The organism is Azospirillum sp. TSH64, assembly GCF_003116035.1.
Classification (GTDB): domain Bacteria; phylum Pseudomonadota; class Alphaproteobacteria; order Azospirillales; family Azospirillaceae; genus Azospirillum.
In genome coordinates, this window is record NZ_LGQW01000015.1 from 360,828 (window position 1) to 384,908 (window position 24,081).

22 protein-coding genes are annotated in these 24,081 nt (G+C 69.3%); 11 read left to right on the forward strand and 11 right to left on the reverse strand.

The window, feature by feature from the left end; all coding sequences use genetic code 11:
- Positions 1 to 12 precede the first annotated feature (12 nt).
- Positions 13 to 981 (forward strand): ABC transporter ATP-binding protein, encoded by a 969-nt coding sequence (locus TSH64_RS03145; protein ID WP_247872720.1) that lies wholly within the window; start codon positions 13 to 15, stop codon positions 979 to 981.
- A 14-nt stretch (positions 982 to 995) separates the two neighbouring features.
- The gene (locus tag TSH64_RS03150; protein ID WP_109095523.1) at positions 996 to 2,000 is read left to right on the forward strand and encodes an ornithine cyclodeaminase family protein; all 1,005 of its coding nucleotides are present in this window, start codon (positions 996 to 998) and stop codon (positions 1,998 to 2,000) included.
- Positions 2,001 to 2,033: 33 nt separating this feature from the next.
- Here the strand turns inward: TSH64_RS03150 and TSH64_RS03155 are convergent, their stop codons facing one another.
- Positions 2,034 to 2,963, reverse strand: coding sequence for a fatty acid desaturase (locus TSH64_RS03155; protein WP_247872721.1), 930 nt, complete (start codon positions 2,961 to 2,963; stop codon positions 2,034 to 2,036).
- A 247-nt stretch (positions 2,964 to 3,210) separates the two neighbouring features.
- Between TSH64_RS03155 and TSH64_RS03160 the strand changes: the two genes are divergently transcribed.
- The 5 genes from TSH64_RS03160 to TSH64_RS03180 all read left to right on the forward strand — a co-directional run bounded on the left by TSH64_RS03160 (position 3,211) and on the right by TSH64_RS03180 (position 7,727).
- A complete protein-coding gene (locus TSH64_RS03160) occupies positions 3,211 to 4,086 on the forward strand; it encodes a transporter substrate-binding domain-containing protein (RefSeq protein WP_199237418.1) in 876 nt (291 codons plus the stop codon).
- 70 nt (positions 4,087 to 4,156) lie between these two features.
- On the forward strand, positions 4,157 to 4,828 hold the full coding sequence (locus TSH64_RS03165) for an amino acid ABC transporter permease (RefSeq protein WP_109095524.1): 672 nt from the start codon (positions 4,157 to 4,159) through the stop codon (positions 4,826 to 4,828).
- Positions 4,829 to 4,830: 2 nt separating this feature from the next.
- Complete coding sequence (locus TSH64_RS03170) at positions 4,831 to 5,511, forward strand: amino acid ABC transporter permease (protein WP_247872722.1); 681 nt, start codon at positions 4,831 to 4,833, stop codon at positions 5,509 to 5,511.
- Entirely contained in the window at positions 5,508 to 6,290 is a 783-nt protein-coding gene (locus TSH64_RS03175) for an amino acid ABC transporter ATP-binding protein (RefSeq protein WP_109095525.1), read from the forward strand. The genes TSH64_RS03170 and TSH64_RS03175 overlap by 4 nt, the downstream gene beginning before the upstream one ends.
- A 42-nt stretch (positions 6,291 to 6,332) precedes the next feature.
- The gene (locus TSH64_RS03180; RefSeq protein WP_109095526.1) at positions 6,333 to 7,727 is read left to right on the forward strand and encodes an MmgE/PrpD family protein; all 1,395 of its coding nucleotides are present in this window, start codon (positions 6,333 to 6,335) and stop codon (positions 7,725 to 7,727) included.
- Between the two features lie 65 nt (positions 7,728 to 7,792).
- On the opposite strand, the gene TSH64_RS03185 is transcribed toward TSH64_RS03180, so the two are convergent.
- The 8 genes from TSH64_RS03185 to msuE all read right to left on the reverse strand — a co-directional run bounded on the left by TSH64_RS03185 (position 7,793) and on the right by msuE (position 15,938).
- Complete coding sequence (locus tag TSH64_RS03185) at positions 7,793 to 9,070, reverse strand: SfnB family sulfur acquisition oxidoreductase (protein WP_199237420.1); 1,278 nt, start codon at positions 9,068 to 9,070, stop codon at positions 7,793 to 7,795.
- Between the two features lie 36 nt (positions 9,071 to 9,106).
- Positions 9,107 to 9,898 (reverse strand): ABC transporter ATP-binding protein, encoded by a 792-nt coding sequence (locus TSH64_RS03190; protein WP_109095527.1) that lies wholly within the window; start codon positions 9,896 to 9,898, stop codon positions 9,107 to 9,109.
- Between the two features lie 26 nt (positions 9,899 to 9,924).
- Entirely contained in the window at positions 9,925 to 11,286 is a 1,362-nt protein-coding gene (locus TSH64_RS03195; RefSeq protein ID WP_199237421.1) for an ABC transporter substrate-binding protein, read from the reverse strand.
- Positions 11,287 to 11,352: 66 nt separating this feature from the next.
- The gene (locus TSH64_RS03200; protein WP_109095528.1) at positions 11,353 to 12,408 is read right to left on the reverse strand and encodes a branched-chain amino acid ABC transporter permease; all 1,056 of its coding nucleotides are present in this window, start codon (positions 12,406 to 12,408) and stop codon (positions 11,353 to 11,355) included.
- 3 nt (positions 12,409 to 12,411) lie between these two features.
- Positions 12,412 to 13,299 (reverse strand): branched-chain amino acid ABC transporter permease, encoded by an 888-nt coding sequence (locus TSH64_RS03205; RefSeq protein WP_109095529.1) that lies wholly within the window; start codon positions 13,297 to 13,299, stop codon positions 12,412 to 12,414.
- Between the two features lie 3 nt (positions 13,300 to 13,302).
- Positions 13,303 to 14,142, reverse strand: coding sequence for an ABC transporter ATP-binding protein (locus TSH64_RS03210; protein WP_109095530.1), 840 nt, complete (start codon positions 14,140 to 14,142; stop codon positions 13,303 to 13,305).
- A gap of 66 nt (positions 14,143 to 14,208) precedes the next feature.
- Positions 14,209 to 15,318, reverse strand: coding sequence for a dimethylsulfone monooxygenase SfnG (sfnG, locus tag TSH64_RS03215; RefSeq protein ID WP_109095531.1), 1,110 nt, complete (start codon positions 15,316 to 15,318; stop codon positions 14,209 to 14,211).
- A 32-nt stretch (positions 15,319 to 15,350) separates the two neighbouring features.
- Positions 15,351 to 15,938, reverse strand: a complete 588-nt coding sequence (msuE, locus tag TSH64_RS03220) for an FMN reductase (protein WP_109095532.1) — start codon at positions 15,936 to 15,938, stop codon at positions 15,351 to 15,353.
- 297 nt (positions 15,939 to 16,235) lie between these two features.
- Here msuE and TSH64_RS03225 point away from each other — a divergent pair, with 297 nt between their 5' ends.
- From TSH64_RS03225 to TSH64_RS03240, 4 genes are all read left to right on the forward strand, one after another.
- A complete protein-coding gene (locus TSH64_RS03225) occupies positions 16,236 to 18,434 on the forward strand; it encodes an aliphatic sulfonate ABC transporter substrate-binding protein (protein ID WP_247872723.1) in 2,199 nt (732 codons plus the stop codon).
- Between the two features lie 174 nt (positions 18,435 to 18,608).
- Positions 18,609 to 19,466 carry an amidohydrolase family protein gene (locus TSH64_RS03230; protein ID WP_109095534.1) on the forward strand — a complete coding sequence of 286 codons (858 nt, stop codon included), beginning with the start codon at positions 18,609 to 18,611 and terminating at the stop codon, positions 19,464 to 19,466.
- 15 nt (positions 19,467 to 19,481) lie between these two features.
- Positions 19,482 to 20,612 carry an FMNH2-dependent alkanesulfonate monooxygenase gene (gene ssuD, locus TSH64_RS03235; RefSeq protein ID WP_109095535.1) on the forward strand — a complete coding sequence of 377 codons (1,131 nt, stop codon included), beginning with the start codon at positions 19,482 to 19,484 and terminating at the stop codon, positions 20,610 to 20,612.
- A complete protein-coding gene (locus TSH64_RS03240; protein WP_199237422.1) occupies positions 20,609 to 21,808 on the forward strand; it encodes an acyl-CoA dehydrogenase family protein in 1,200 nt (399 codons plus the stop codon). Before ssuD ends, TSH64_RS03240 begins: the two co-directional genes overlap by 4 nt.
- Before the next feature lie 25 nt (positions 21,809 to 21,833).
- On the opposite strand, the gene TSH64_RS03245 is transcribed toward TSH64_RS03240, so the two are convergent.
- Together TSH64_RS03245 and TSH64_RS03250 are read right to left on the reverse strand one after the other, a co-directional pair.
- Complete coding sequence (locus tag TSH64_RS03245) at positions 21,834 to 22,907, reverse strand: amino acid ABC transporter permease (RefSeq protein ID WP_109095536.1); 1,074 nt, start codon at positions 22,905 to 22,907, stop codon at positions 21,834 to 21,836.
- Positions 22,904 to 24,073, reverse strand: coding sequence for an ABC transporter permease subunit (locus tag TSH64_RS03250; RefSeq protein ID WP_247872724.1), 1,170 nt, complete (start codon positions 24,071 to 24,073; stop codon positions 22,904 to 22,906). Before TSH64_RS03250 ends, TSH64_RS03245 begins: the two co-directional genes overlap by 4 nt.
- Positions 24,074 to 24,081 lie beyond the last annotated feature (8 nt).

Consider the following 24,081-nt stretch of genomic DNA (forward strand, 5'->3'; position numbering starts at 1 on the left):
AGGAAATTGGCCGTGAGTCATCCCCTGCTGTCGCTCGCCCTGCTGTCTCTCGATGGACTGTCGCTGAATTACGGCACCGTCCCGGCGGTGCGCGCGGTGTCGTTCGACCTCCATCCCGGCGAGACCCTGAGCGTGGTGGGGGAGAGCGGGTCCGGCAAATCCTCGCTGATCCGCACCGCGCTGGGGCTGGTGCCGCCGACGGCGGGAACGGTGCGTTTCGACGGGCGCGGCCTCGGGGATCTGCGCGGGCGCGAGGCGAAGGCGTTCCGCCGCGACGCCCAGATGATCTTCCAGGATCCGGCCGCCGCCCTGTCGCCGCGCATGACCGTCCGCAGCCTGCTGGCCGAACCGCTGCGCATCCATGGCGTGGCGGAGTGGGATGCCTGGCCGGGCGTGCTCGACCTGCTGCGCCGGGTCGGGCTGCCGGAGTCGGTGCTGGACAAGCATCCGCACCAGATCAGCGGCGGGCAGGCGCGCCGGGTCGGCATCGCCCGCGCGCTGGTGCTGCGGCCGCGCCTGCTGGTCGCAGACGAGCCGACCGCCGGGCTCGACCTGTCGGTGCAGGGCGACATCGTCAATCTGCTGGTCGATCTCCAGCGCGATTTCGGCCTGACCATCCTGATGGTGTCGCACAATCTCGACGTGGTGCGCGCCATGTCCGACCGGGTGCTGGTGCTCTATCTCGGCCGTGCGGTCGAGGTCGGGCCGGCGGAGCATGTGCTGGACGCCCCCGCGCATCCCTACACGCGAGCACTGCTGGCGGCGGTTCCCCGCTTCGATCCCGGCAACCGGCACCGCGCACCACCGCTGCCCGGCGAGGTGCCCAGTCCGCGCACTCCCCCGTCCGGCTGTGCCTTCCACCCCCGCTGCCCACTGTCCGATGCGCGCTGCCGCGCCGAGGAGCCGGCGGAACATACCCTGACCGACGGGCGCCGTGTCGCCTGCCACAAACCCCTGCTCGCCTCCCTGGCGGCAGCGTGAACGGAGTTCCCGCGATGGCGGACATCAGCATTTCCTATCTGAACGGCCCGGACGTCGACCGGCTGGCACTGACCGACGATGAGATCCTGGCGGCGGTGGAGCAGGCGCTCCACGCCCAGGGCAGCGGCCGGACGGTGATCGAACCGCGCGTCCACCTGATTCCCGAAAGTTCGGCCAAGGGGCACTTCAACGTGCTGCGCGGCGTGGTGAAGCCGCTCGGCGTCGCCGGGGTCAAGGTGGTCGGCGACTTCGTCGACAACTACAAGCGCGGCCTGCCGTCGGAGATGGCGGTACTCAACCTGTTCGATCCCGAGACCGGAATGCCGAAGGCCTTCATCGACGCCACCGGCATCACCGAGATGCGCACCGGCGCCGTCACCGCGCTGGGCGCCAAGCATCTGGCGCGCAAGGACAGCCGTATCCTCGGTCACATCGGCGCGCGCGGCACCGCCTATTGGAATGTCCGGCTGCTCGACCGGCTGTTCGACTTCGATGAAATCCGCGTCCATTCGCGCCGTCCCGACAGCCGCAACGGCTTCGCCGCGCGGCTGTCGCGCGACCTCGGCAAGCCGGTGGTGGCGACGGAGGATTGGGAGAGCTGCGTGCGCGGCGCCGACATCGTGGTCGAAGCCTCGCGCCTGCCGGAACCGGCGCCGCTGCTGAAGACCGACTGGATCGCCAAGGGGGCGCTGGTCGTGCCCTACGGCACCATGAGCGCGGTCGAGCTGTCGCTGACCGACATCATGGACAAGATGGTGGTGGACGACTGGGGCCAGTGCCGCAAGGGACTGCCCTTCGGCGCGCTCCGCGCCCATGTCGACAGCGGCCGGCTGAGCGAGGAAAACCTGCATGCCGAACTCGGCCAGATCGTCGCGGGCCTGCGGCCGGGCCGCGAGAGCGACGAGGAGACCATCCTGTTCTGGCATCGCGGCCTCAGCCTCAGCGACATCGCGCTCGGCCATGCGCTGCTGGAGAAGGCTGCCCGGCTGGGTGTCGGGCAGACTCTTCGCTTCGCATGATGGGTGCTTCGCGTCCTCAACCCCCTGTCGGGGTCAGTGGGTGAAGGGGTGGGGCGGCTGGTGGTGCGGGGTGAACAGATAGCGACGGGCCACCTCGCCGTACCCCCGGTAGACCAGACCGCCGTTCCGGGCGATCAGCGCGCTCCGGTTCGCACGGTAATAGGCGGGGATGGCGTACCAGGGCAGGTCCGGCCGCAGATGATGGACGACATGCAGGTTGTTGTGGAGGAACAGCAGCCCGAACAGCGGCGCGCGCTCGACGATGGCGGTGCGGTGGTCGCTGTCCCCGGCGGCGCGATGCTCAGCGAAGGACCGGACCAGGGCCAGGGCGAAACCGGGATAGGCATAGAGCAGCGCATAGGTCCACAGCGAAATCCCGCAGACCAGAATCACCCAGGCGGCGACCGCCCCCGCTGCCGCGCCATGCGTCAACCAGATGGTCCAGGCTTCGCGGTCGCCGCGCGCCAGCAGGACGGCCTCGCCGCGCAGGAAGCCGGCGATGGCGAGGGCCGGGCCGATGGTCAGGCGGCCGGCCAGCGTGTTGTCGACCCGCAGAAGGGTCCGCGCCAGCGGACCGCGCGCCGCCCAATGCGCCGGGGTGACATAGCGGGATTCCGGATCCTCGACTGGATCGGTCAGCCACTCTTCGCGATGATGGGTGGTGTGCGACTGACGGTAGCGCTCATAGGGAAGCCAGAGGCTGAGCGGGGCGAATCCCAGCGCCGCATTGATCCTCGTCGAGCGGGTCGGGTGGCCGTGGATGACCTCGTGCTGCAACGACATGTGCCAGGCGATCAGCCAGGATCCCAGCGGCAGCACCACCCACCAGGGCAGGGCATGGTCGAACCATGTCAGCACTCCCCAACCCCCATAAATGACCAGCGCCAGAATCCAGGTCGGCGCTTCCGGCAGGCAGCGCAAGCGTGCCCGTCGGCTGGAGGAGGGCACTGCCACGTCGATCATATAATTCACCATATAAATTGGTTGTTCATTTTTAAACTATATCTTATAAATAGGAAATAACGCAATGGAGCGTGAGCCGGGCCATGGAGCCGCATTCATCGGCGTTGCGTGGCGTCCCGACGCTCTCGAAACGACAGATAAAAACACTATCAAGATGTGAATTCTAATAATTCACAGTATGCATACGCTTTTGTGTTGCGAAACAACAAAGCCATCGATAACCCTTTGGGAAAAGGGAGTGCAGACCATGGATGAAGTTAAGATTCAGCGGCGCAGGGCGCTCGGTGCGATCATGCTGACCGGCGCGGGGGCCGGGGCCTCGCTGGTCGCCGTCACGCCGGCGCCGGCGGCGGCGCAGCAGTCCGCGGATACGCTCCAGCAGGTTCGCAACCGCGGCGAACTGCGGATCGGAACGCCGCCGGGCGAGCCCTGGTTCTTCAAGGACCAGCGGTCGGGAGAGTGGAAGGGGATCGGCTGGGGCGCCGGTGTCGCCCTGGCCGAGGAACTCGGCGTCAAGCCGGTCGCCGTCGAGACGACCTGGGGAACCGCGGTCGCCGGCCTCCAGGCGGGGCAGTTCGACGTGCTGTTCGCCATGGACGCGACGCCCCAGCGTGCGCTCGCCGTCGATTTCCCGGTGCAGCCGATGTTCTACTATGCGCTCGGCATCCTCGCCCGCGACGGTCTGGCGGCGAAGAGCTGGAGCGACCTCGACAAGCCCGATGTGCGCATCGGCGTCGTGCTCGGCACCTCGCCGGACCGCGAACTGACCGTCCGCCTGACCAATGCCAAGCTGGAGCGCTTCCCCAACATCGACGAGGTGGGGGCCGCTTTCGTCTCCGGACGCGTCGATGCGGTCTCGCTGTTCCATCCGGCGCTGGTCATGCTGCGCAGCCGCGTGAAGCGCGGCACCGTTCTGCTGCCCGACCCGATCCGTGCCGCCTCGACCAGCGCCGGCGTGCGCCGCGACGTGGACAAGTCATGGCGCGACTGGGTCGGCATCGCCATCCAGTCACTCTATGAATCGGGCCGGATCCAGAAGATCTACGAGGAGTTCCTCGCCTTCCGCGGGATCGATCCCAAGGATGCTCCGGCCCTCGTGCGCGAGCAATGGTCCCGGACCTGACCCGGCCATCCGCCCCCGGCCGGTCCGGGGGCGGTCTCGCAGCGCAGGAACGGGAGCGCAGGAACGCCTGATGGGCTATGTCTGGGATTTCTTCGCCGTCGCCCGCAATGCCGACATCCTGCTGGCCGGTCTGGGCCAGACGCTGCTGCTGTCGGTCTGCGGCATCGCGGTGGGGGTGGCGATCGGCGGCGTGCTGGCGGCGATGCGCCTGTCGGGCCGGCGGACGCTGTCCTGGCCGGCGCTGGCCTTCACCGAATTCTACCGCAACACGCCGCCCTTGGTTCATTTCTTCTGGTTCTTCTACGGCCTGCCGATGGCGTTCGGGCTGACCCTGCCGCCCTTCGCCGCCGCCCTGGCGGCGCTGGGCGTCCAGTCCGCCGCCTTCTTCGCCGAAGTGTTCCGCGGCGGCATCCTGTCGGTCGAGACCGGCCAGTGGGAGGCCGGCCGGGCGCTCGGCATGGGGCGGGTGCGGCTGATGCGCCGCATCATCCTGCCCCAGGCCGCCCGCCGGATGGCGGCACCCTTCGTCGAACGCAGCTTCGAACTGGTGAAGACCACGACGCTGGCCGCGGCGCTGGCCTTCCACGAGACGATCTACAGCGCCATGGTGATCGTGACCCAGACCTACCGCCCGCTGGAGGTCTATACGGTGGTGGCCGGACTGTTCTTCGTCGTCCTGTTCTCCGCCAGCCAGATCGCGGAGTGGCTGGAGGCCCGCGGCCGCCGGGCGGGAGCGCGGTGACGATGCCGACGATCACGATGCCGGAGCTTCAGTTCGGCGAGGTCTTCGCCAACATCGACCTGCTTCTCGAAGCCTGCGGCCTGACGCTGGCGCTGTGGGCGGTGGCGCTCGCCGCCGGCCTGTCCGGCGGCCTGCTCGTCGGTCTCGCCCGCCTCTCGCCGCGGCGCTGGATCGCCTGGCCGGCGCGCGGCTATGTCGAGCTGTTCCGCAACACCCCGGTCCTGGTCCAACTCATCTGGTTCTACTACGCGCTGCCGGTGGTGAGCGGCATCCAACTGCCGGCCTTCGCAGCCGCGGCACTGGCCCTGAGCCTGAACGCGTCGGCCTATTGCGCCGAGATCTACCGCGGCGGAATCCAGTCGGTTGCGGCTGGGCAGTGGGAGGCGGGGCGGGCGCTCGGCATGGGGCGGCTGCGGCTGCTGCGCCGCATCATCCTGCCGCTGGCGGTGCGGCGCATGGTTCCGGCCTTCACCAACCGCGCGGTCGAACTCGCCAAGAACACCTCGGTCGCCTCGATCATCACCGTGCACGAGCTGATGTACACCGCAAGGCTGTTCAGCAGCCAGAACTACATTCCCATGGAAACCTTCACCGTCGTGGCCATGATCTATTTCCTGCTGATCTACCCCTTCACGCTGGCATCCTACGCGCTGGAACGGCACTTCGCGGCGGGACGGGCATGACCGTGGCCGGCGACGTCGTGTTGCAGGTCGAGGACCTGCACAAGAGCTTCGGCTCCACCGAGGTGCTGAAGGGCATCGACCTGTCGGTCCGCCGGGGCGAGCGCATCGCGATCCTCGGTTCCAGCGGGTCGGGCAAGAGCACGCTTCTGCGCTGCATGAACGTGCTGGAGATGCCGACCAGGGGGCGCCTGATCCTCGACGGCGAGGCGGTGGGCAAGCCGGCGGCCGGCGGCGCCACCCGCTACCGCGAGGCCGAGCTGAACCGCCTGCGGGCGCGGGTCGGCATGGTGTTCCAGCAGTTCAACCTGTTCCCGCACATGACCGCGCTGGAGAATGTGATGGAGGGGCCACTGTCGGTGCTCGGCCGGCCGAAGGCCGAGGCGCGGCGGACGGCGCAGCGGCATCTGGAACGCGTCGGCCTCGGCGGCAAGGCCGACGCCCATCCGGCCCGCCTGTCCGGCGGCCAGCAGCAGCGCGTCGCCATCGCCCGCGCCCTGGCGATGGACCCGGAGGTGCTGTTGTTCGACGAGCCGACCTCGTCGCTCGATCCGGAGCTGGTGGGGGAGGTGCTCGGCGTCATCAACGACCTGTCGGAGGACGGGCGGACCATGCTGCTGGTGACGCATGAGCTGGGCTTCGCCTATCACTTCGCCACCCGCATCCTGTTCCTGCACGAGGGCCGCATCCTGGAGGACGGCCCGCCCGAGCAGGTGCTGAAGTCCCCGCGCGAGGAGCGCACGCGGCGCTTCCTCGACCGTTTCACCGCCTTCCGGTTCTGACGGTTCGCCCATGCACCCCGTCTCGACGCCGATGAACACTCCATGACCTCGCTGACGCGGCGTCTGGCCGATTTCGCGGCGGGGCTGGAGGTGGCGGACATCCCCGCCGACGTCCTCGCCAAGATCACCCTGCATCTGCTCGACGCGCTCGGTTGCGGCCTCGCCGGTGCGGACACCGATCTGACCCGGCGCGTGCTGGCCGCCGTGCGGGCGGACTGTGCCGACGGCCCCTGTCCGGTGCCGGGCATGGGGGTGTCGCTCGCGCCGGCCGGAGCTGCCTTCGTCAATTCCACGGCGATGAACGCGCTCGATCATGACGACGGCTTCGAGGTCGACGGCAAGGGCATGGGGCATCCGGGCGCGACGCTGGTCGCCGCCGCGCTGAGCGGCGTGGCCGTGTCCGGTGCCGACGGCGCAACGCTGCTGGCGGCGCTTGCCGCCGCCTATGAGATCAACGCCCGCATCATCCTGTCGATCCAGCCGAGCCAGGAGCGGTTCCGGCAGGTCTATGGCGTGTGCCAGCACCAGTCGCTGGCGGCGGCTGCCGTCTACGGACGCCTTCTCGGGCTTGGTGGCACCGATCTCGCCAATGCATTCGGCTTCGCCGGCACGCTGGCGCCGGTGCCGAGCCTGCGGCGCTACAATTGGGATGCCCGCCCGCTGGTGTCCTTCAAGGATTTCAACGCCCCCGCCGCGGAGGCCGGGCTGCGTGCCGTCGGCTACGCCATGGCTGGGCTGGTCGGTGCCGCCGATGTGCTCGACGGGCCGACCGGGTTCTGGCGGATGATCGGTTCGGACCGCTTCGATCCGGACGTCCTGTGTGATGGGCTGGGAGAGGTCTGGTGGACACGCCATGCCAGCTTCAAGGCCTATCCGGCCTGCCGCTTGATGCACACGGCGCTGGAATCCTTCGAGATTCTGCGCGACAGCCACGGGCTGGCGGCCGGTGAGATCGAGCGAATCGAGGTTCTGACCTCCGCCGGTATGGCGCGCGACTTCATGGATGCGGCCCCCGCCACCATGGTCGATGCGCAGTTCAGCCTGCCTTACTGTCTTGCCTGCCTCGCGCTGGGGCTGCCGCCGGTGGACTGGCATGTCGCCGGAGCCCTCGCCGACGATGACCGCGCGGCTTTGGCCGCCCGCGTCATCGCGGCCGTCGATCCTGAAATCGACGGGGCGATGGGCGGGGAGACGCGCCGGCCCGCCGGACAGGTGCGGGTGCATGCGCGCGGGCGCTGGTTCGAGGGGCCGCGGCTGTCCCATCCGCGCGGCTGCCGCGAACGTCCGATGGACGATGCGGCCGTGATCGCGAAGTTCCGCGCCAATGCGGCGCGGGTGCTGGCCGAACCGGCGGTCGACCGCCTGCAAGCCGCCGTGCTGACCATCGGAACCGCTGGCGACGCCCGCTGCCTCTTCCGGGATGCGGCGGCGGCCTGAGCATCCGGACGATCCCCGGTGGCCGCCGCCGCACCGATCCTGTCCCGTCGGCTCAACTCCTGCTGTCAACTCCAGGCATGGAGCGGCGGGTTGACGCCGTTCAGGGCATGGTTGCCGAGGATGGCGTATTTCCAGCGCACCGGGTCGTGCAGCGTGTGGGTGCGGGCGTTGCGCCAGTGTCGGTCGAAGTTATGCTCGGCCAGGACGGAGCGGGTGCCGGCCAGTTCGAACAGGGTGCTGCTCGCCTCCAGCGCGATTTCGGTGCTGAGGATCTTGGCCTCCGCCACCGCCAGTTGGGCCCGGGCGACGGTTTCGGCGCCGGGGGCGGCGACGGCGGCATCCACCGCGAGGCCAGCCTTTTCCTGCAAGGCTTCGGCGGCGTGCAGCCGCAGGGTCAGGCGACCGACCGCCTGGATGGTGTAGGGATCGTCGGACGCCCGGTCCTGCCCGCTGTCCACCCAGGGACGGCTGCGGCTGCGCACGAATTCCAGCGTGTCGCGGATCGCCGCCTCGGCGATGCCGTTGTCGACCGCGACCTGGATGATCTGGAAGATGGCGCCGTCGGCGGTCGGCACCTCATAGCCCTTGTAGCCGGGCACCAGATGGCTCTTCGGCACCCTCACCTTGTCGAGGATCACCGTGCCGCTGGCCGTGGTGCGCTGGCCGAAGCCCGACCAGTCGTCGATCACCGTCAGGCCAGGGGCGTTGCGGTCGGCGATGGCGTACCAGGCACGGCCCTGGTCGTCCACCGCGACAATGGGAACCAGATGGGCGAGCAGGGCGCCGGTCGAGTAGAATTTGCGGCCGGTCACCAGCACATGGTCGCCCTCGTCGGTGAAGCTGGTGGCGAAGTCGGCGGCGCGCTTGGTGCCGAATTCGGAAAAGGCGTTGCCGAAGCGGATGCCCTTCAGCACCTCGCCGAACAGCAGGCGCTGCTGCGCCTCGTCCGAGACGGTGCGGATGGCGGCGACCACGCCCAGATGGTTCTGCGAGATCTGCGACAGCGAGGGGTCGGCCGCCGCCACGATCTGCACCACCCTGGCCAACGTCGCGTAGGAGACCTCCGGCCCGCCGAACGCCTTCGGCACGTTGATCGACCACAGGCCGCTCTGCGAGAAGGCGTCCAGTTCGGCCACCGGCAGGATGCGCTCTCGGTCGCGCTTCGACGCGCTGTCGGCGACCTTGCGGGCCAGCGCCTCCGCCACCGCGATGGCTTCGGCGTCGTCCTTGATGACGTGGGCGGGCTTGGCGGGGCGCGGCAGGCCGGGCACGCCTTGCGGCGCGGGATCGGCGGTTTTGCTGTCGGAGGTTTTGGGGGCTGTGTCGAGAACGGCAGTGCTCATCGTCTCGTATCCTTTATCGGTTTCGGGTTGGTCCGCTCAGGCAGCGGTAGGGGTGGTTGCGGCGGCGGCGGGACTGCCGACACCGAAGCCCAGATAGAAGGCCTTGATGTCGTCGCGGTCGCGCAGGTCGGCGGCGGAGCCGTCCAGCACGGTGCGGCCGGTCTCCAGCACGCTGGCGCGGTCGGCATGGCGCAGGGCGACGGTGGAGTTCTGTTCGGCCACCAGAATCGACAGCCCCTCCTCGCGGTTCAGGCGCTTCAGCGCGGCGAAGATGCCTTCGACCACCAGCGGGGCGAGGCCCATCGACGGCTCGTCCAGCACCAGCAGGCGGGGCCGCGCCATCAGCGCCCGGCCGATGGCCGTCATCTGCTGCTCCCCGCCGGAGGTCAGGCCGGCGGGGGTCTTGCGCCTCTCGCGCAGCCGGGGGAACAGGGCGTAGATGCGCTCCAACTCGGAGCGCAGGGCGGTGCTGCCCAGGCCCCGCACCTGACCGCCGACAATCAGATTGTCCTCGACGGTCAGGGAGCGGAAGCAATGCCGGTCCTCCAGCACCTGCACCAGCCCGGCGCGCACCAGCTCGGCCGGGCTGCGGCGGGTGGCGTCCTCACCGTCATAGACGATGCTGCCGGCGGCGATCTGGCCGCGCTCCGCCGGCAGCAGGCCGGACAACGCCTTCAGGGCGGTGGTCTTGCCGGCCCCGTTGGCGCCGAGCAGGACGACGATCTCCCCTGTCCGCACGGTCAGGCTGACGCCCGACAGCGCACGGATGGCGTGGTTGTAGGTCGCCTCGACCCCGTCCAGCGACAGCAGCACCTCGTTGATCGTCATGGTGGCGGAACTCCTCCGGGCTGCGGTCAGTTGCTCGCGTCTTCGGCGGCGGGGTCGCGGACCTGGAGGCCGTGCTCGGCGGCGTAGGTCAGCGACGACTTCTCAATGATCGGGCGCAGCAGGGCCCAGTCCGGGGCGATCCAGTCGGACACCACCTTCCACTTGGCGCCGTCCCACTGCTGGAAGGTCACGCGCCCTTCGCCTTCATGGTTGGCGACGCTGACGTTGATGGAATGGAACAGGCCCTTGGCGCCCAGCGCCTCGACCCGTGCGGGATCGAGCCGCAGATGCTCGAAGCCCCAGCGCACCTCGTCGCCGGTCAGGGTCCGCTTGCCGAACTTGTCCTGGGCGATGCGCACAGCCTCGACGTTCAGGATGCCGTTCACGATGCCGAGATTGTGATAGACGCTGCCGATCCGCTTCTTGTCGTCCAGATTGCCCTTGCCGGCGCCGTAGACCGTCTTCGCGATCTCCTGCAGCACCGGATAGTCCGCACCCGACGCCTGGGTGGTGATGGCGGTGTAGCCCTTGGCGGCGTCGCCGGCCGGGATGACGTCCTCTTCGGAGTTGGACCAGACATTGCCGATGATGCGGTCGGCCGGGAAGCCGACCTTCTGCGCGGTCTTCAGCGCCACCGGATTCATCACGCCCCAGCCGCGCAGCACCACATAGTCGGGCTTGGTCCGGCGGATCGACAGCCATTGCGACTGCTGCTCGTTGCCGGGGTGCGGCACCTCGACCTGCTCGACCGAGAAGCCGTATTTCTCGGCCAGCAGCTGGTAGATCGGGATGGTCTCCTTGCCGTAGGGCGAGCCGTGGTAGAGCACCACGATCTTCTTGCCCTTCAGCTTCTCCAGCCCGCCTTCCCGCGTGCCGATGTAGTTCACGATGCCCGAGCTTTCGCTGTACGGGTTCAGCAGCAGCGGGAAGACATATTTGAAGACGCGGCCGTCGGTGCTGTCGGTGCGGCCGTGGTTGACGGTGATCAGCGGAACCTTGTCGCGCCCCACATCGTCGATCATGGCATAGGCGATGCCGACCGACAGCGGGTTCCAGGCGGCGACGCCGGGCCGGTTCTTCTGCCGCTTGTAGCATTCGACGCCGCGTTCGACCTCGTACTGGGTCTCGCACTCGTCCCAGGTCAGCTTGACGCCGTTGACGCCGCCGTCCCGGTTGTTGACCAGCGTCAGATAGTCGATGAAGCCGCCGAAGAAGCCGGTGCCGCCGGCGGCATAGGGACCGACGCGGTAGCTTTGCAGCGGGAAATACTGCTCGTCGGCCCGTGCCGCGCCGGGCAGCAGGGCGGCGGTGCCGAGCAGCGCGCCGAGCAGGGCGGCCTTCAGGGACAAGGCTTTCAGGGACAAGGTTCGGGTGTTAGGACGCGACATCTGGTGTGTCTCCGTTGGAAAGGGCGGTTTTTGAAAAGGGGCGGGATGCCCCGGTTTTTTTTGCGGTCAGCCGGCCCGGCGGAAGCGTCCGGCGATCCGGCTCCAGGCCCGGTCGAGCAGGGCGGTCAGGCCGGCCGGTTCGGCGATCAGGAAGGTCACGATCAGCAGGCCGAGCACGATGCGCTGGCTCATCTCCAGCACGCCGCTGTCGAACAGCCCGCCCAGCAGCGCCTCGCCCAGTCGGGACAGCAGCAGCGGGAAGACGACGATCAGCGCCGCCCCCAGGAAGGCCCCGCGCAGCGAGGCAAGCCCGCCGATGATGACGATGAACAGGATTTGAAAGGAGCGGTCGAGGTTGAAGCCGGCCGGCTCCACCGTGCGCAGATAGGCGAAGGCCCACAGCACGCCGGCGACGCCGATGATGAAGGAGGAGACGGCGAAGGCCAGCAGCTTGACCCGCAGCACCGGGATGCCGATCACCCGTGCTGCCGTCTCGTGGTCGCGCAGGGCCACCAGCGCGCGGCCGGTCGGGCTTTCCACCAGCCGCCACACCGCCAGCGTCACCGCCGTCACCACGCCGAGCGCGAACAGATAGCGGCCGGCGGAGCTGTCGAGCGGCAGGCCGGCAACCGACAGCGGCGGCACGGTGACGATGCCCGACGGGCTGTCGTTGGAGAACCAGCCGACCTTGTTGAACACCCACTGCACGAAGAACTGGGCGGCCAGCGTCGAGACGGCGAGGTAGAAGCCGCGCAGCCGCAGGCTGGGCAGGCCGAACAGCAGCCCGACCGCGGCGGCGACCAGCCCGGCCAGCAGGATGTCGACCAGGAAGGGCAGGCCCGGCAGGCGGAGCGCCAGATTGTAGGCGGCATAGGCGCCGACCGCCATGAAGGCCGACGATCCCAGCGACACCTGCCCGGCATAGCCGATCAGGATGTTCAGCCCCAGCCCGGCCAGTGCCAGCGCCAGGAAGGGCGTCAGGATGGCGTCGAACAGATATTCGCTGGCGACCAGCGGCAGGACGCCGTAGGCGACGATCAGCAGGGCACCGATGCCGAACGGGGCGGGGGAGAGGCGGCGCACCGTGGCGGTTCCGGCCTTCTCAAGCGCGAGATCGGTCATGGCTCAGACCCTTTCCACCGGCTTGGCGCCGAACAGGCCGGAGGGGCGGATCAGCAGGAAACCGAGGGCGGCGACATAGGCGATCCATCCCTCGATGCCGCCGCCGACGAACGGGCCGACATAGACCTCCGCCAGCTTCTCCACCGCGCCGACGATCAGGCCGCCGACGATGGCTCCGGAGATGGAATCGAAGCCGCCGAGCACCAGCACCGGCAGCGCCTTCAGCACCACCAGCGACAGCGAGAACTGCACGCCCAGCCGCGCTCCCCACAACAGGCCGGCGACCAGCGCCACCACCCCGGCCGCTGTCCACACCGCGGTCCAGATGCGGTCCAGGCTCAACCCCACCGCCAGCGCGGCCAGCTGGTCGTCGGCGACGGCGCGGAAGCCGAGACCGATGCGGGTGTAGCGGAAGAACAGGGTCAGCGCCGCCACCATCGCCCCGGCCACCGCCGCGGCGAACAGGTCGAAGCTGCTGATCAGCACGCCGCCGATCTCCAGCGGCAGGTCGTCGATGCCCAGATCCAGACCATGCACCTGGGTGCCCCACAGCAGCTGTGCGGCTCCCTCGATGACGTAGGAGACGCCGAGCGTCGCCATGAACAGGGTGATCGGCGGCTGGTTGACCAGCGGGCGCAGCACCGTGCGCTCGATCAGCGCGCCGATGGCGGTCATCGCCGCCAGCGTCAGCAGGATCGCCGCCCAGATGGGCAGTCCGCGTTCCGTCAGGCTGACGAAGGTCAGCGCCGCGAACAGCAGCAGCGCGCCCTGGGCGAAGTTCAGCACGCCGCTGGTCTTGTAGATCAGGACGAAGCCGATGGCGACCAGGGAGTACATCACCCCCGACAGCAGGCCGCCGACCAGCACCTCGGTGAAGAATTGCCACTCCATGGCTCAGATGCCCTCTCCGGCTTCGAGGTCGTGGGCGACGCCGAGATAGGCGTCGATCACCACCGGGTCGTTGCGGATCTGATCGGGTGTGCCGTCGGCGATCAGCCGGCCGTAATCCAGCACGGCGATGCGGTCCGACAGCCCCATCACGACGCCGACGTCATGTTCGATCAGCACGATGGTGGTGCCGAGATCGTCGCGGGCGGCGCGGATGTGGCCGCTGAGATCCCGCTTCTCGGTCAGGGTCATACCGGCCATCGGCTCGTCCAGCAGCAGCAGGCGGGGCCGCGCCACCAGGGCGCGGGCAAGCTCGACCCGCTTCTGCATCCCGTAGGGCAGGGTGCCGGCGGGCCGGTCGCGGACACCGTCGAGATGCAGGAAGGCCAGCAGTTCCTCCGCCTTGGCCTGGGCCTCCGCCCGTTCCCGCCGGGCGGCCGGCAGGCCGATGACCTGGGCCAGCACCCCGGCGCGCAGCCGGTGCGACAGGCCGGCGGCGACGTTGTCCAGCACCGACAGCCCCTTGAACAGCGCCAGATTCTGGAAGCTGCGGGACACGCCGAGCTTCGCCAGCCGGTCGGTCGGCACGGCAGCGAAGCTGTGCCCGCCGAGCCAGACCCGGCCGCGGTCGGGCCGGTACAGCCCGCTGACGACGTTGAGCAGCGAGCTTTTGCCGGCGCCGTTCGGACCGATGACCGCCCGGATTTCCCCCGGCGCGACGGCGAAGGAGATGTCGCTCAGCGCCGTGACGCCGCCGAAGGACAGCGACAGCGCCTCCACCGCCAGGGCGGACGGAACGCTCCCCGCCGCGGGCGAGACAAAGGGTTCGGAAAGGACGGCCGGCATGGGCGCGCTCCGCTGAAGACCTCGGGTTATGGGGCGAGGGAGGTGGGCCTCCCCCGCGGGACTTGCTCAGGCGGCGACCGCTTCCCGCTCCCTGGCCGCTTCCAGTTCGCGGACCAGCGGGATGACGTGGCGGCCGAAATACTCGACCTCCTCCTGGAAATGCAGGAAGCCGAGCAGAACCAGATCGACGCCGATGGATTTCAGGTGGACGATGCGCTCCGCCACCTGACGCGGCGTGCCGATCAGGTTGGTCTTGAAGCCGTCATTGTACTGGACGAGATCCTCGAAGGTGGACTTGGCCCAGTTGCCCTCGCGCTCCGGCGAGGCGTTGCCGGCGTTCTGGACCTCGTGATGGAAGCCCTTCACCGCGTCGGGATCGGCCTTTTCGAGAATCTCGCTAAGGACGGCGCGGGCCTCCTCCTCGGTCTCGCGGACGATGGCGAAGGCGTTGACGCCGATCTTCGCGCGGTGGCCGGTGCCGGCCTCCTTGGCGCGGATGTCGTCGATCTGCGCCCTGATGCCCTCCGGCGTGTTGCCGTTGGTGAAATACCAGTCGGACACGCGGGCCGCCATGTCGCGGGCGGCGCGGGAACTGCCACCCTGGAAGATCTCCGGCAGCGGGGCCAGCGGCTTCGGCTTCAGCGTGTAGTTCTCGAAGCGGTAATGGGCGCCGTTAAAGGAGAAATCGTCCTCCGACCAGACGCCGCGGATGACGCGAATGAACTCCTCCGACCGGCGGTAACGCTCGTCATGGTCCAGCCACGGCTCGCCGATGGCCTGGAACTCGCCGCGGAACCAGCCGCTGACGATGTTGACGGCGATGCGGCCTTTGGTCAGATGGCTGATGGTGGCGACCTGCTTGGCCAGCAGGGCCGGGTGCCAGGGGCCGGGCAGCACCGCGGCGATGACGTTCAGTGTCTCGGTCGCCGCCAGCAGGGCATGGGTGAAGGCGACCGATTCATGCTGGTTGTCGGCACCGTAGCCGGCGGTGAAGCGGATCTGGCTCAGCGCATACTCGAAGCCGACCTGCTCGGCGATCTGCGCCAGCTTGCGGTTGTAGTCGATGTCCCAACTGGTTCGCTGTTCGATCTTGCTGATGACGAGGCCGCCGGACACGTTCGGAACCCAATAGGCGAACTTCACGGCGTCGGAATTGGCAGTCGTGGTGGCGGTCATGGCGAAGTCTCCGGGAGCGGAAGAAGGGAGGATCAGGCGGCGACCAATGGCGCGGCGGCCAGGGAAGCGGTGGGAGCCGTCAGCCGGCCGAGTGCGGCGATGCGCACCGCCTCGTCGGCGGCGCGGGTCGCGCGGGCAGCGATGTCGGCGCTGCTCAGGCGGTAGTCGGTGAAGTCGCTGTCCTGGGCGAAGACGCCGGTCGGCACCGTATGGGCTAGGAAGAAGCCGAACAGCGGGCGCAGCTGGTGTTCGATCACCAGGGCGTGGCGCGGGCTGCCGCCGGTCGCGGTCAGCACCACCGGCACGCCGCCCAAGGCGTTGGGGTCGATGAAGTCGATCAGATGCTTGAACAGCCCGGTGTAGGAGCCCTTGTAGACGGGCGTGCCGACCACCAGCAGATCGGCGCCGGCGATGGCGGCCAGCGCGTCGGCCACGCGCGGCGGCGCGGCCTTCGGATCGGTCAGCGCCCCCAGCTCCGGCGCCAGTTCGCCGATGACGATGTCGGTGCGGTGGATGGCGGTTTGCGCCTCGACGCCTTCCACCACGGCATCGATCAGGGCGCGGGTGCGGGACCGGGCGCCCAGATTGCCGGAGACGGTGACGACCTTGATCTTGCCCATTGTACACAAGCTCCAGTGCGGGGTTGTCCGGAGCCATAGGCGCAAGCCGTGTGCCAGATGCATAACTGGCTGATTTTGTTGAAGAGACCATGCAGGGATCGCGGAAAATCCCGCTTCAAAGGCAGCAGGCTTCACACCATTCCTGCTGCACATGCAACAGCATGTAGGCATTATGCTGTCGTAGATTGTTCAATAATAACTACATGAGTTTGTAATATTGAATCAATTTCCATATTGATACACTGGGGAATGTTCGGGGTGACCCGACGATGCCCGCCTCAGGAAGCAGGTGCCGCCATGACCAGGATCCCGCCCAGTGACCGCTGGCCCGCCGCGACAGCCTTCGACGCCGCTCCCCATCCGGGGCCCGGCCTGTCCTCCTGCCGGTTCGACGCCGCCGCCTTGCCGTCCGTTGTCGTGGGGCAGGACGGGGGGTGCGGACCGGGCATCGACGCCGCCGGTTACGAACAGCGCCGCATCGTCGCCTTCGACCCGGCCAGCCGGGGGCGCAAGCCGAAGATCCGCGCCACCGCCATGGTGTTCGAGGATCCGCAGTCGCAACGGCTCCAGGCCGATCTCGACCGGCTGGCGCCCAGCGACGCCACCGTGCTGATCATAGGCGAGACCGGCACCGGCAAGGAACTGGTCTCGCGCTATATCCACAGCCGCAGCCGGCGGGCCGACGGCCCCTTCGTCGCCGTGAATTGCGGCGCCTTCACCGACACGCTGGCAGAGGCCGAACTGTTCGGCTTCGAGAAGGGGGCCTTCACCGGTGCGCTGAAGACCCAAGCCGGCTGGTTCGAGGCCGCCCATGGCGGCACGCTGCTGCTGGACGAGATCGGCGACCTGCCGCCCGCCCTTCAGGTCAAGCTTCTGCGCGTGCTGCAGGAGCGCGAGGTGGTGCGCGTCGGCTCGCGCAAGCCCATTCCCATCGACGTCCGCGTCATCGCCGCCACCAACGTCGATCTGGAGGCGGCGGTGGAGGCCAGGCGCTTCCGCGAGGATCTGTTTTTCCGTTTGAACGTCGCCTCGGTGCGCCTGGCGCCGCTGCGCGAGCGGCCGGGCGACATCCCGCCGCTGGCCGGGCATTTCCTCGACCTTCACAAGGAACGGCTCGGCCGGCCGGAATTGTCGCTGAGCGGGGAGGCGTTGCGCCGGCTGGCCCGTTGCCCCTGGCCGGGCAACATCCGCCAGCTGGAGAATGTGCTGCACAACGCCGTGCTGCTGGCGCCCGGCCCGGAGATCGGCGCGGACGACGTCCGGCTGCGCTGCGAAGGGCAGGGCCGAGCTTCGGGAGGGGTGGAACCGCCACCCTGCGACCTGGAGGGGGCGGTGAGGGCGCTGGTCGCCCGCGCCGTCGCCGAGGGCGAGGCCGACCTGTATGAGCGGCTGGTCCGCACCGCGGTGCGCAGCGCCTTCGAGTTGGCGGACGGCAACCAGATGCGGGCGGCGGAAAGCTTGGGGATGACCCGGAACGCCTTCCGCACCCAGCTGGCCCATCTCGGCGCCATCGCACCGCGCCGCCGCCCCGGCGCGGCGGAGCCGGGGGAGGAGCGGGGCCAGGAACGGGGGTCCAAGCTTTCCGCTCCGGCGGTCTCGCCCCGGCCCGCCCGGCCGCCTGCCCAACTGGTGGAACTGCCGATCGGCTACCAGAAATTCGGCACCTCCAGCATCCTGAAGATGCGAGGCGCCGTGGAGCAGCGGCTGGCCGCCCATGGCTACCGCGTCACCTGGACCGAGTTCGTGTCCGGCCCGCAGATGATGGACGCGCTCGGCAGCATGCAGGTGGAATTCGTGGCGACCGGGGAGGCGCCGCCGGTCTTCGCCCAGGCGGCCGGGGTGCCGCTGGTCTATGTCGGCTACGACCCGCCGGCTCCCAATGCCGAGGCGCTGCTGGTCCGCCATGACAGCCCGTTCCGCAGCACCGCCGACCTGCGCGGGCGGACGGTGGCGCTGCACACCGGCTCGAACGTCCATTACTTCCTGCTGCGGGCCTTGCAGGCCTATGGGCTGACCCTGGACGACGTGCGGATCGTCCATATGCAGCCGGCGGCGGCGCTGGAGGCGTTGCTCGACGAGATGGTGGATGCCTGGGCGATCTGGGATCCGCTGCTCTCCTCGGCCCAGATCCGCGACGACACGCGGGTGCTGACCGACGGCAGCGGGCTGGTGCCCAACCACCAGTTCTACCTCGCCAACCAGAGCTTCGCCGACCGCAACCCGGAAGCCGTCTCCATCCTGCTGGACGAGGTGGGCAAGGCCGGCGAATACGCCGCCCTGCACGCGGCGGAGGCGGCGCAGAGCATGACCCGCGATCTCGGCATTGCCGCCCAGGCATTGGAACTGGCCTTCAGCCGGCTGACCTACGGGGCCAAACCGCTCGACGACCGTGCTGTGCGGCGGCAGCAGGCGGTCGCCGACAGCTTCCACGCTTCCGGTCTGCTGAAGTCCAGCATCTCGGTGCGCGAGGCGGTGTGGTCCGGCACCTGGGCGTAACGGGCGACATGTGAAACCAGCGCTGCCCATGCAGCAATTCCCCGGCGGCGGCTGTTGCAATTGCAGCGCGGCGGCCGGGGAGAACCTTGGTCAAGCAATTGAAAACAAACAACAAGCCGGTTTGGCACCGATGTTGCCCCTCCAGGGCAGACCCTGCAACCGGAGACCGCAACCGTGTCCCGCAAGATCATCGACCTGCGCAGCCGCCCCGCCTTCCTGCATGATTTCTATGGGGCGACCCCCGGCACCCCCGGCTTCGAGACGGCCAGATGGCTGAACCGGCGCGTCGGCACCCGTGGCGACGACGCCCATTTCACCCGCTCCCACACGCTGGACGGCTATCTTGCCGATGTGCGGGAAGCCGGCATCACCGCCGCCGCCATCATCGGCCGCGACACCCCCGGCGTCAGCACCTCCAACGACCGGGTGCAGGAGCTGGTCGCCGGGCGGCCGGACCTGATCGGCATCGGCTCCGTCGATCCGCAGCGCCAGGGCATCGCCGCCGCGGTGGTTGAGGTGGGCCGAGCCGTTACCGCGCTGGGGTTGAAGGGCATCAATCTGGAGCCGGGCTTCCTCGATCCGGCGATTGCCTTCGACGATCCGTCGCTGCTGCCGGTCTATGACGCCTGCGACCAGCTGAAGGTGCCGGTCTTCCTGATGACCGGCCCGACCACGCCGGACCCGCGCTTCAACGACCCGGCCCCGGTCGGCCGCATCGCCCGCGCGTTCCCCACCCTGAACATCGTCATCCACCATGGCTTCTGGCCGCATGTGGCGGAGATCGTCGGGATCGCTTTCCGCCATCCCAACGTCCACATCGTGCCGGACATGTACCTCTTCCTGCCCGGCAGCCGCCTCTATGTCGAGGCCGCCAACGGCTTCCTGCGCGACCAGCTGCTGTTCGGCAGCTCCTATCCGTTCCGCCCGATGAAGCAGACGGTGGAGGATTTCCTGAAGCTCGGCTTCGACGGGGCGGTGCTCGACGGGCTGCTGTTCGACAATGCCCGGCGCCTGCTGGCGCTCGATCTCTGAGCGGAGGACCGACCCATGGACATTTTCTGGTTCCTGCCGGTGCATGGCGACGGCCCCTATCTGGGCAGCCAGGTCGACAGCCGGCCCGCCACCCTGGACTATCTGACGGAGATCGCCCAGGCCGCCGACCGGCGCGGCTACCACGGCGTGCTGGTTCCCTGCGGCAAGGCCTGCGAGGAGCCCTACATCGTCTCCGCCGCGCTGATCGCGGCGACGGAGCGGCTGCGCTTCCTCGTCGCCACCCGGCCGTCCTCGATGACGCCGACCTTCGCGGCGCGGCTTGCCGCCGGGCTGGACCGGCTGTCAGGCGGGCGCTTCTACCTGAATGTGGTGGCCGGCGGCGACGCGGCAGAGCTGGCCGGCGACGGCGTCTTCCTCGACCATGACGCCCGCTATGCCCAGGCGGCCGAGTTCTTCACGGTGTGGAAGCGGGTGCTGGCCGGCGAGACCGTCGATTTCGCCGGCAGCCACGTGACGGTGAAGGGTGCCGCCGTGCCGCTGCGGCCTGTGCAGCGGCCCCATCCGCCGCTGTTCTTCGGCGGCTCGTCGCCCGCCGGCCATGCCGCGGTGGCGGAGCATTTCGACACTTACCTGACCTGGGCCGAGCCGCCCGACGCGGTGGCCGCCAAGATCGCGGACGTGCGGACGCGGGCGGCGGCGCATGGTCGCACCCTGTCCTATGGCCTGCGCGTCAACATCATCGTGCGCGAGACCGAGACGGAAGCTTGGGCCGCCGCCGAGAAACTCATCAGCAAGATCGACCGCAGCGCCGTCGAGGCCGCGCACGGCGCCTTCCGCCGCTTCGAATCCGAAGGCCAGCGCCGGATGACCGAGCTTGCCTCCCGCGCGGATTTGGTGGTGGCGCCGAATTTGTGGGCCGGCGTCGGGCTGGTGCGCGGCGGGGCCGGAACCGCGCTGGTCGGCAACCCGCGGCAGGTGGCGGACCGGCTGCTGGAATACCGCGATCTCGGCATCGACAGCTTCATCCTGTCCGGCTACCCGCATCTGGGGGAGGCGCACCGCGTCGCCGACCTGCTGTTCCCGCTGCTGCCGGTAACGGCCCCGCCGCCGGCAGCTCAGGCCGCACCCGACGTCGCCTTCGTCAGCCCCTTCGGCGATCTTCAGCCGGCCAGGAGTGCCTCATGAGCCTCGTTCCGCTGTCCAGCCCGGCCCTGCGCGGGGCGCTGGCCGACCTCAAAAGCCTGTTGGCCGAGACCGCCGTCGCCCGAGACCGGGCCGGCGGCACCGCCAAGGCGGAACGCGACGCCATCCGCCGCTCCGGCCTGCTGACCCTGGCGATCCCGGCGGCCTATGGCGGGCAGGGGGAAGGCTGGCCGGCGATCCTGGGGTCGGTGCGGGAACTGGCGCAGGTCGATTCCTCGCTGGCCCATCTGTTCGCCTTCCATCACCTGATGGTCGCCTCGATCCTGCTCTATGGCAATCCGACCCAGCGGGCGGGGCTGCTGACCGCAACCGCCCGGCGCGGCCTGTTCTGGGGCAATGCGCTGAACCCGCTCGACCGCCGCACCCACCTGACGCCGGCCGGGGAGCCGGCGGAGGAGGAACCGCAGAACTGGAGTCTGAACGGCACCAAGAGCTTCTGCTCCGGGGCAACCGATTCCGACCTGCTGCTGGTGTCGGCGGACGGGCCGGACGGGGTGTTGCGGGTGATGGTGCTGCCGGCCGACCGTGCCGGCATCGCCGTGCTGGACGATTGGGACGCCATCGGCCAGCGCCAGACCGACAGCGGCACCGTCACCTTCACCGACGTGGCGGTGTCGGCCGCCGACATCCTGGGACCGCCGGGGCCGTTCGGCGACGTCGCCTCCAGCCTGCGCCCCTGCATCGCCCAGTCGATCCTGGCCAGCCTCTATCTCGGCATCGCCGAAGGGGCGCTGGCGGCGGCGCGCGGCTTCACCCTGACGGAAGGGCGGCCGTGGCGGGCGTCGGGCGTGGCCAGCGCCGCCGAGGACCCCTATCTGCTGCACCATTTCGGCGAGGTGCAGCTGGCCGTTGCTGCGGCGGACGCGCTGGGCGGGCTGGCGCTCGACCGGCTGCAACGGGCGTGGGAGCGCGGACGGTCGCTGGGGGCGCAGGAGCGGGGCGAGACCTCGCTCGCCGTCGCCACCTTCAAGGTGGCCGCCGCCCGTGCCGGCCTGGATGCCGCCGGCCGGCTGTTCGATATTACGGGCGCACGGGGAACCGCCGGGCGCTATGGCTTCGACCGCTTTTGGCGCAATGTCCGAACCCACTCCCTGCATGATCCGTTGGATTACAAGCTGAAGGAGCTGGGCGTCCATGCCTTGACCGGCGCGCTGCCGGAACCGGGTTTCTACTCCTGATCCGGCTGGCTGCGGCGAGCGGTTCTCACCGCCGCAGCCGGCGTTCCAGCCACAGGCTGTAGCGCGACGCGATCACGCAGACCGTCAGGTAGATCAGCGACGCGAAGCCGAACGCCTCGTCGTAGAATCCGAGCCAAGCCGGGTCCTTGGCGGCGGTGCGCGCAGTGTTCAGCAGGTCGAACAGGCCGATGACGATGATCAGCGTGGTGTCCTGGAACAGGCCGATCGCCAGGGTGACGATGGAGGGGATCACCGTCCTGAGCGCCTGCGGCAGGATCACCAGCCGCATCGATTGCCAATAGCCGAGCCCCAGCGCCTGGGCGGCTTCATACTGGCCCGCCGGGATCGACTGAAGGCCGGCCCGGACGATCTCGGCCAGATAGGCGGAGACGAACAGGACGATGGCGATCTGCGCCCGCAGCAGCTTGTCGATGGCGGCGCCGGCGGGCAGCATCAGCGGCAGCAGCAGGGTTGCGACATAGAGCACCGCGATCAGCGGCACGCCGCGCGTCACCTCGATGAACAGGACGGCCAGCGTCCGCACCCCGCCCATGGAGCTGCGCCGGGCGAGCGCCAGCAGCACCGCCAGCGGGAAGGCGCCGACCAGCCCGACGACGGCGAGCAGCAGGCTGACCGGCAGGCCGCTCCAGCGCTCGGTCGGCACCGCCGGCCCGCCGGGCCCGCCGGTCAGCAGCAGCAGGGCGGCGGCCAGCCCGAAAAGCCAGAGCCACAGCGTCGCCCGCCGCCAGAACAGCGGCATGCCGCTGAGCCCGGCCAGCGCCAGCAGGATGGCGCCGGCCGCCGCAGGGCGCCACTGCCGGTCCTGGTCGTAGAAGCCGAACAGGATGTAGCGCAGCTTCTCGCCGATGAAGGCCCAGCAGGCGCCGGCCGCGTCGGCGCAGCGGTCGGCCGGCCCCACCCACACGGCATCCAGCAAGGTCCAGCGCAGCAGCGGCGGCACGGCCCAGCCGAGAAGGGCGAGGCAGCAGAGCGTCACCGCGGCATTCAGCGGCGTGCCGAACAGGCCGGCCCACAGGCGCTGCCAACGGGGCAACGGTGTGGCCAGCGGTGGGGCGCTTTGCAGGACGCCGTCGGTCATCGCGCCCCCCTCGCCGCCAGCCGGCGGTTGTACAGGTTCATCGCCGCCGAGACCGCGAGGTTCACCGTCAGATAGGCGCCCATCATGATCGCCATGGTTTCCAGCACCTGCCCCGTCTGGTTGGCGCTGGTGTTGATGACGCTGACCAGATCGGGGAAGCCGATCGCGACGGCGAGGCTCGAATTCTTGGTCAGGTTGAGATAGCTGGAGGTCAGCAGCGGCACTATCACCCGCATGGCCTGGGGCAGGACCACCAGCCGCATGATCCTGTGGCGCGGCAGGCCCAGCGCGCGGGCGGCCTCCCACTGTCCGGCCGGCACCGCCTGGATGCCGCTGCGCACGATCTCCGCGATCATCGCCGCGGCGTTGACGACCAGCCCGACCAGCAAGGCGGAGAATTCCGGCGATACCGTCGTCCCGCCGCTGAAGTTGAAACCGGCAAGTTCAGGAAGCTCGACCTGCAACGGCACGCCCGACGCCAGCAGCAGCGCGACGGGCAGGCCGCATGTGGCCGCCGCGACCGACAGTCCGGACAGCGCATCCCGCCGCCCGAGGCGCCGGCGCAGAACGCTCCCGGCAAGGGCGAGCGCCAGCGCCAATGCGACGGCCGCGAGCAGCCATCCTCCCGCCCGTCCGTCGGCGAAGGCGGGCAGCTGGATGCCGCGGTTGCATAGGAACACGCCCGGCAGCGGGTTCAGCGCCTGGCGTGGGGAAGGCAGCGCCTGGAAGGTGGCGCTCCAGAAGAAGAGTTGCAGCAGCAGCGGCGTGCTGCGGACCAGTTCGACATAGCCCTGCACCAGCCCCGACAGCAGCGCGTTGCCGGACAGCCGCGCCACCCCCAGCAGCACGCCCAGGACGGTGGCGATCACGCAGCCAGCCACCGCGACCTTGACGGTGTTCAGCAGCCCGACCAGCAGGGCCAGCGCGTAGCTGTCCTGCGGCCGGTAGTCGAGCAGCGCCTCCCCGATCTCGAAGCCCGCCGGGCGGCCGAGGAAGGCGAAGCCCGGCGTGATGCCGAAGCGCTCCATGTTCGCCAGCGTGTTGGAGCCGAGCAGGAAGCCGCCCAGCAGCACCAGCGCCAGGATCGCCGCCTGAAGGCCGCTGCGGCCACCCCACCAGAGGGTGACCGCAGCAATCGGATCGGAGCGCAAGGCACCGGGCGGCATGGGGTTGC

What these genes read in the sequence shown, in the direction of transcription:
- TSH64_RS03250 (WP_247872724.1), bottom strand. Translation starts at nt 24,073, where the DNA reads ATGCCGCCCGGTGCCTTGCGCTCCGATCCGATTGCTGCGGTCACCCTC.
- TSH64_RS03155 (WP_247872721.1), bottom strand. Translation starts at nt 2,963, where the DNA reads ATGATCGACGTGGCAGTGCCCTCCTCCAGCCGACGGGCACGCTTGCGC.
- TSH64_RS03170 (WP_247872722.1), top strand. Translation starts at nt 4,831, where the DNA reads ATGCCGACGATCACGATGCCGGAGCTTCAGTTCGGCGAGGTCTTCGCC.
- TSH64_RS03205 (WP_109095529.1), bottom strand. Translation starts at nt 13,299, where the DNA reads ATGGAGTGGCAATTCTTCACCGAGGTGCTGGTCGGCGGCCTGCTGTCG.
- sfnG (WP_109095531.1), bottom strand. Translation starts at nt 15,318, where the DNA reads ATGACCGCCACCACGACTGCCAATTCCGACGCCGTGAAGTTCGCCTAT.
- TSH64_RS03150 (WP_109095523.1), top strand. Translation starts at nt 996, where the DNA reads ATGGCGGACATCAGCATTTCCTATCTGAACGGCCCGGACGTCGACCGG.
- TSH64_RS03240 (WP_199237422.1), top strand. Translation starts at nt 20,609, where the DNA reads ATGAGCCTCGTTCCGCTGTCCAGCCCGGCCCTGCGCGGGGCGCTGGCC.
- TSH64_RS03160 (WP_199237418.1), top strand. Translation starts at nt 3,211, where the DNA reads ATGGATGAAGTTAAGATTCAGCGGCGCAGGGCGCTCGGTGCGATCATG.
- ssuD (WP_109095535.1), top strand. Translation starts at nt 19,482, where the DNA reads ATGGACATTTTCTGGTTCCTGCCGGTGCATGGCGACGGCCCCTATCTG.
- TSH64_RS03180 (WP_109095526.1), top strand. Translation starts at nt 6,333, where the DNA reads ATGACCTCGCTGACGCGGCGTCTGGCCGATTTCGCGGCGGGGCTGGAG.
- TSH64_RS03225 (WP_247872723.1), top strand. Translation starts at nt 16,236, where the DNA reads ATGACCAGGATCCCGCCCAGTGACCGCTGGCCCGCCGCGACAGCCTTC.
- TSH64_RS03200 (WP_109095528.1), bottom strand. Translation starts at nt 12,408, where the DNA reads ATGACCGATCTCGCGCTTGAGAAGGCCGGAACCGCCACGGTGCGCCGC.
- TSH64_RS03185 (WP_199237420.1), bottom strand. Translation starts at nt 9,070, where the DNA reads ATGAGCACTGCCGTTCTCGACACAGCCCCCAAAACCTCCGACAGCAAA.
- TSH64_RS03165 (WP_109095524.1), top strand. Translation starts at nt 4,157, where the DNA reads ATGGGCTATGTCTGGGATTTCTTCGCCGTCGCCCGCAATGCCGACATC.
- msuE (WP_109095532.1), bottom strand. Translation starts at nt 15,938, where the DNA reads ATGGGCAAGATCAAGGTCGTCACCGTCTCCGGCAATCTGGGCGCCCGG.
- TSH64_RS03210 (WP_109095530.1), bottom strand. Translation starts at nt 14,142, where the DNA reads ATGCCGGCCGTCCTTTCCGAACCCTTTGTCTCGCCCGCGGCGGGGAGC.
- TSH64_RS03195 (WP_199237421.1), bottom strand. Translation starts at nt 11,286, where the DNA reads ATGTCGCGTCCTAACACCCGAACCTTGTCCCTGAAAGCCTTGTCCCTG.
- TSH64_RS03175 (WP_109095525.1), top strand. Translation starts at nt 5,508, where the DNA reads ATGACCGTGGCCGGCGACGTCGTGTTGCAGGTCGAGGACCTGCACAAG.
- TSH64_RS03245 (WP_109095536.1), bottom strand. Translation starts at nt 22,907, where the DNA reads ATGACCGACGGCGTCCTGCAAAGCGCCCCACCGCTGGCCACACCGTTG.
- TSH64_RS03190 (WP_109095527.1), bottom strand. Translation starts at nt 9,898, where the DNA reads ATGACGATCAACGAGGTGCTGCTGTCGCTGGACGGGGTCGAGGCGACC.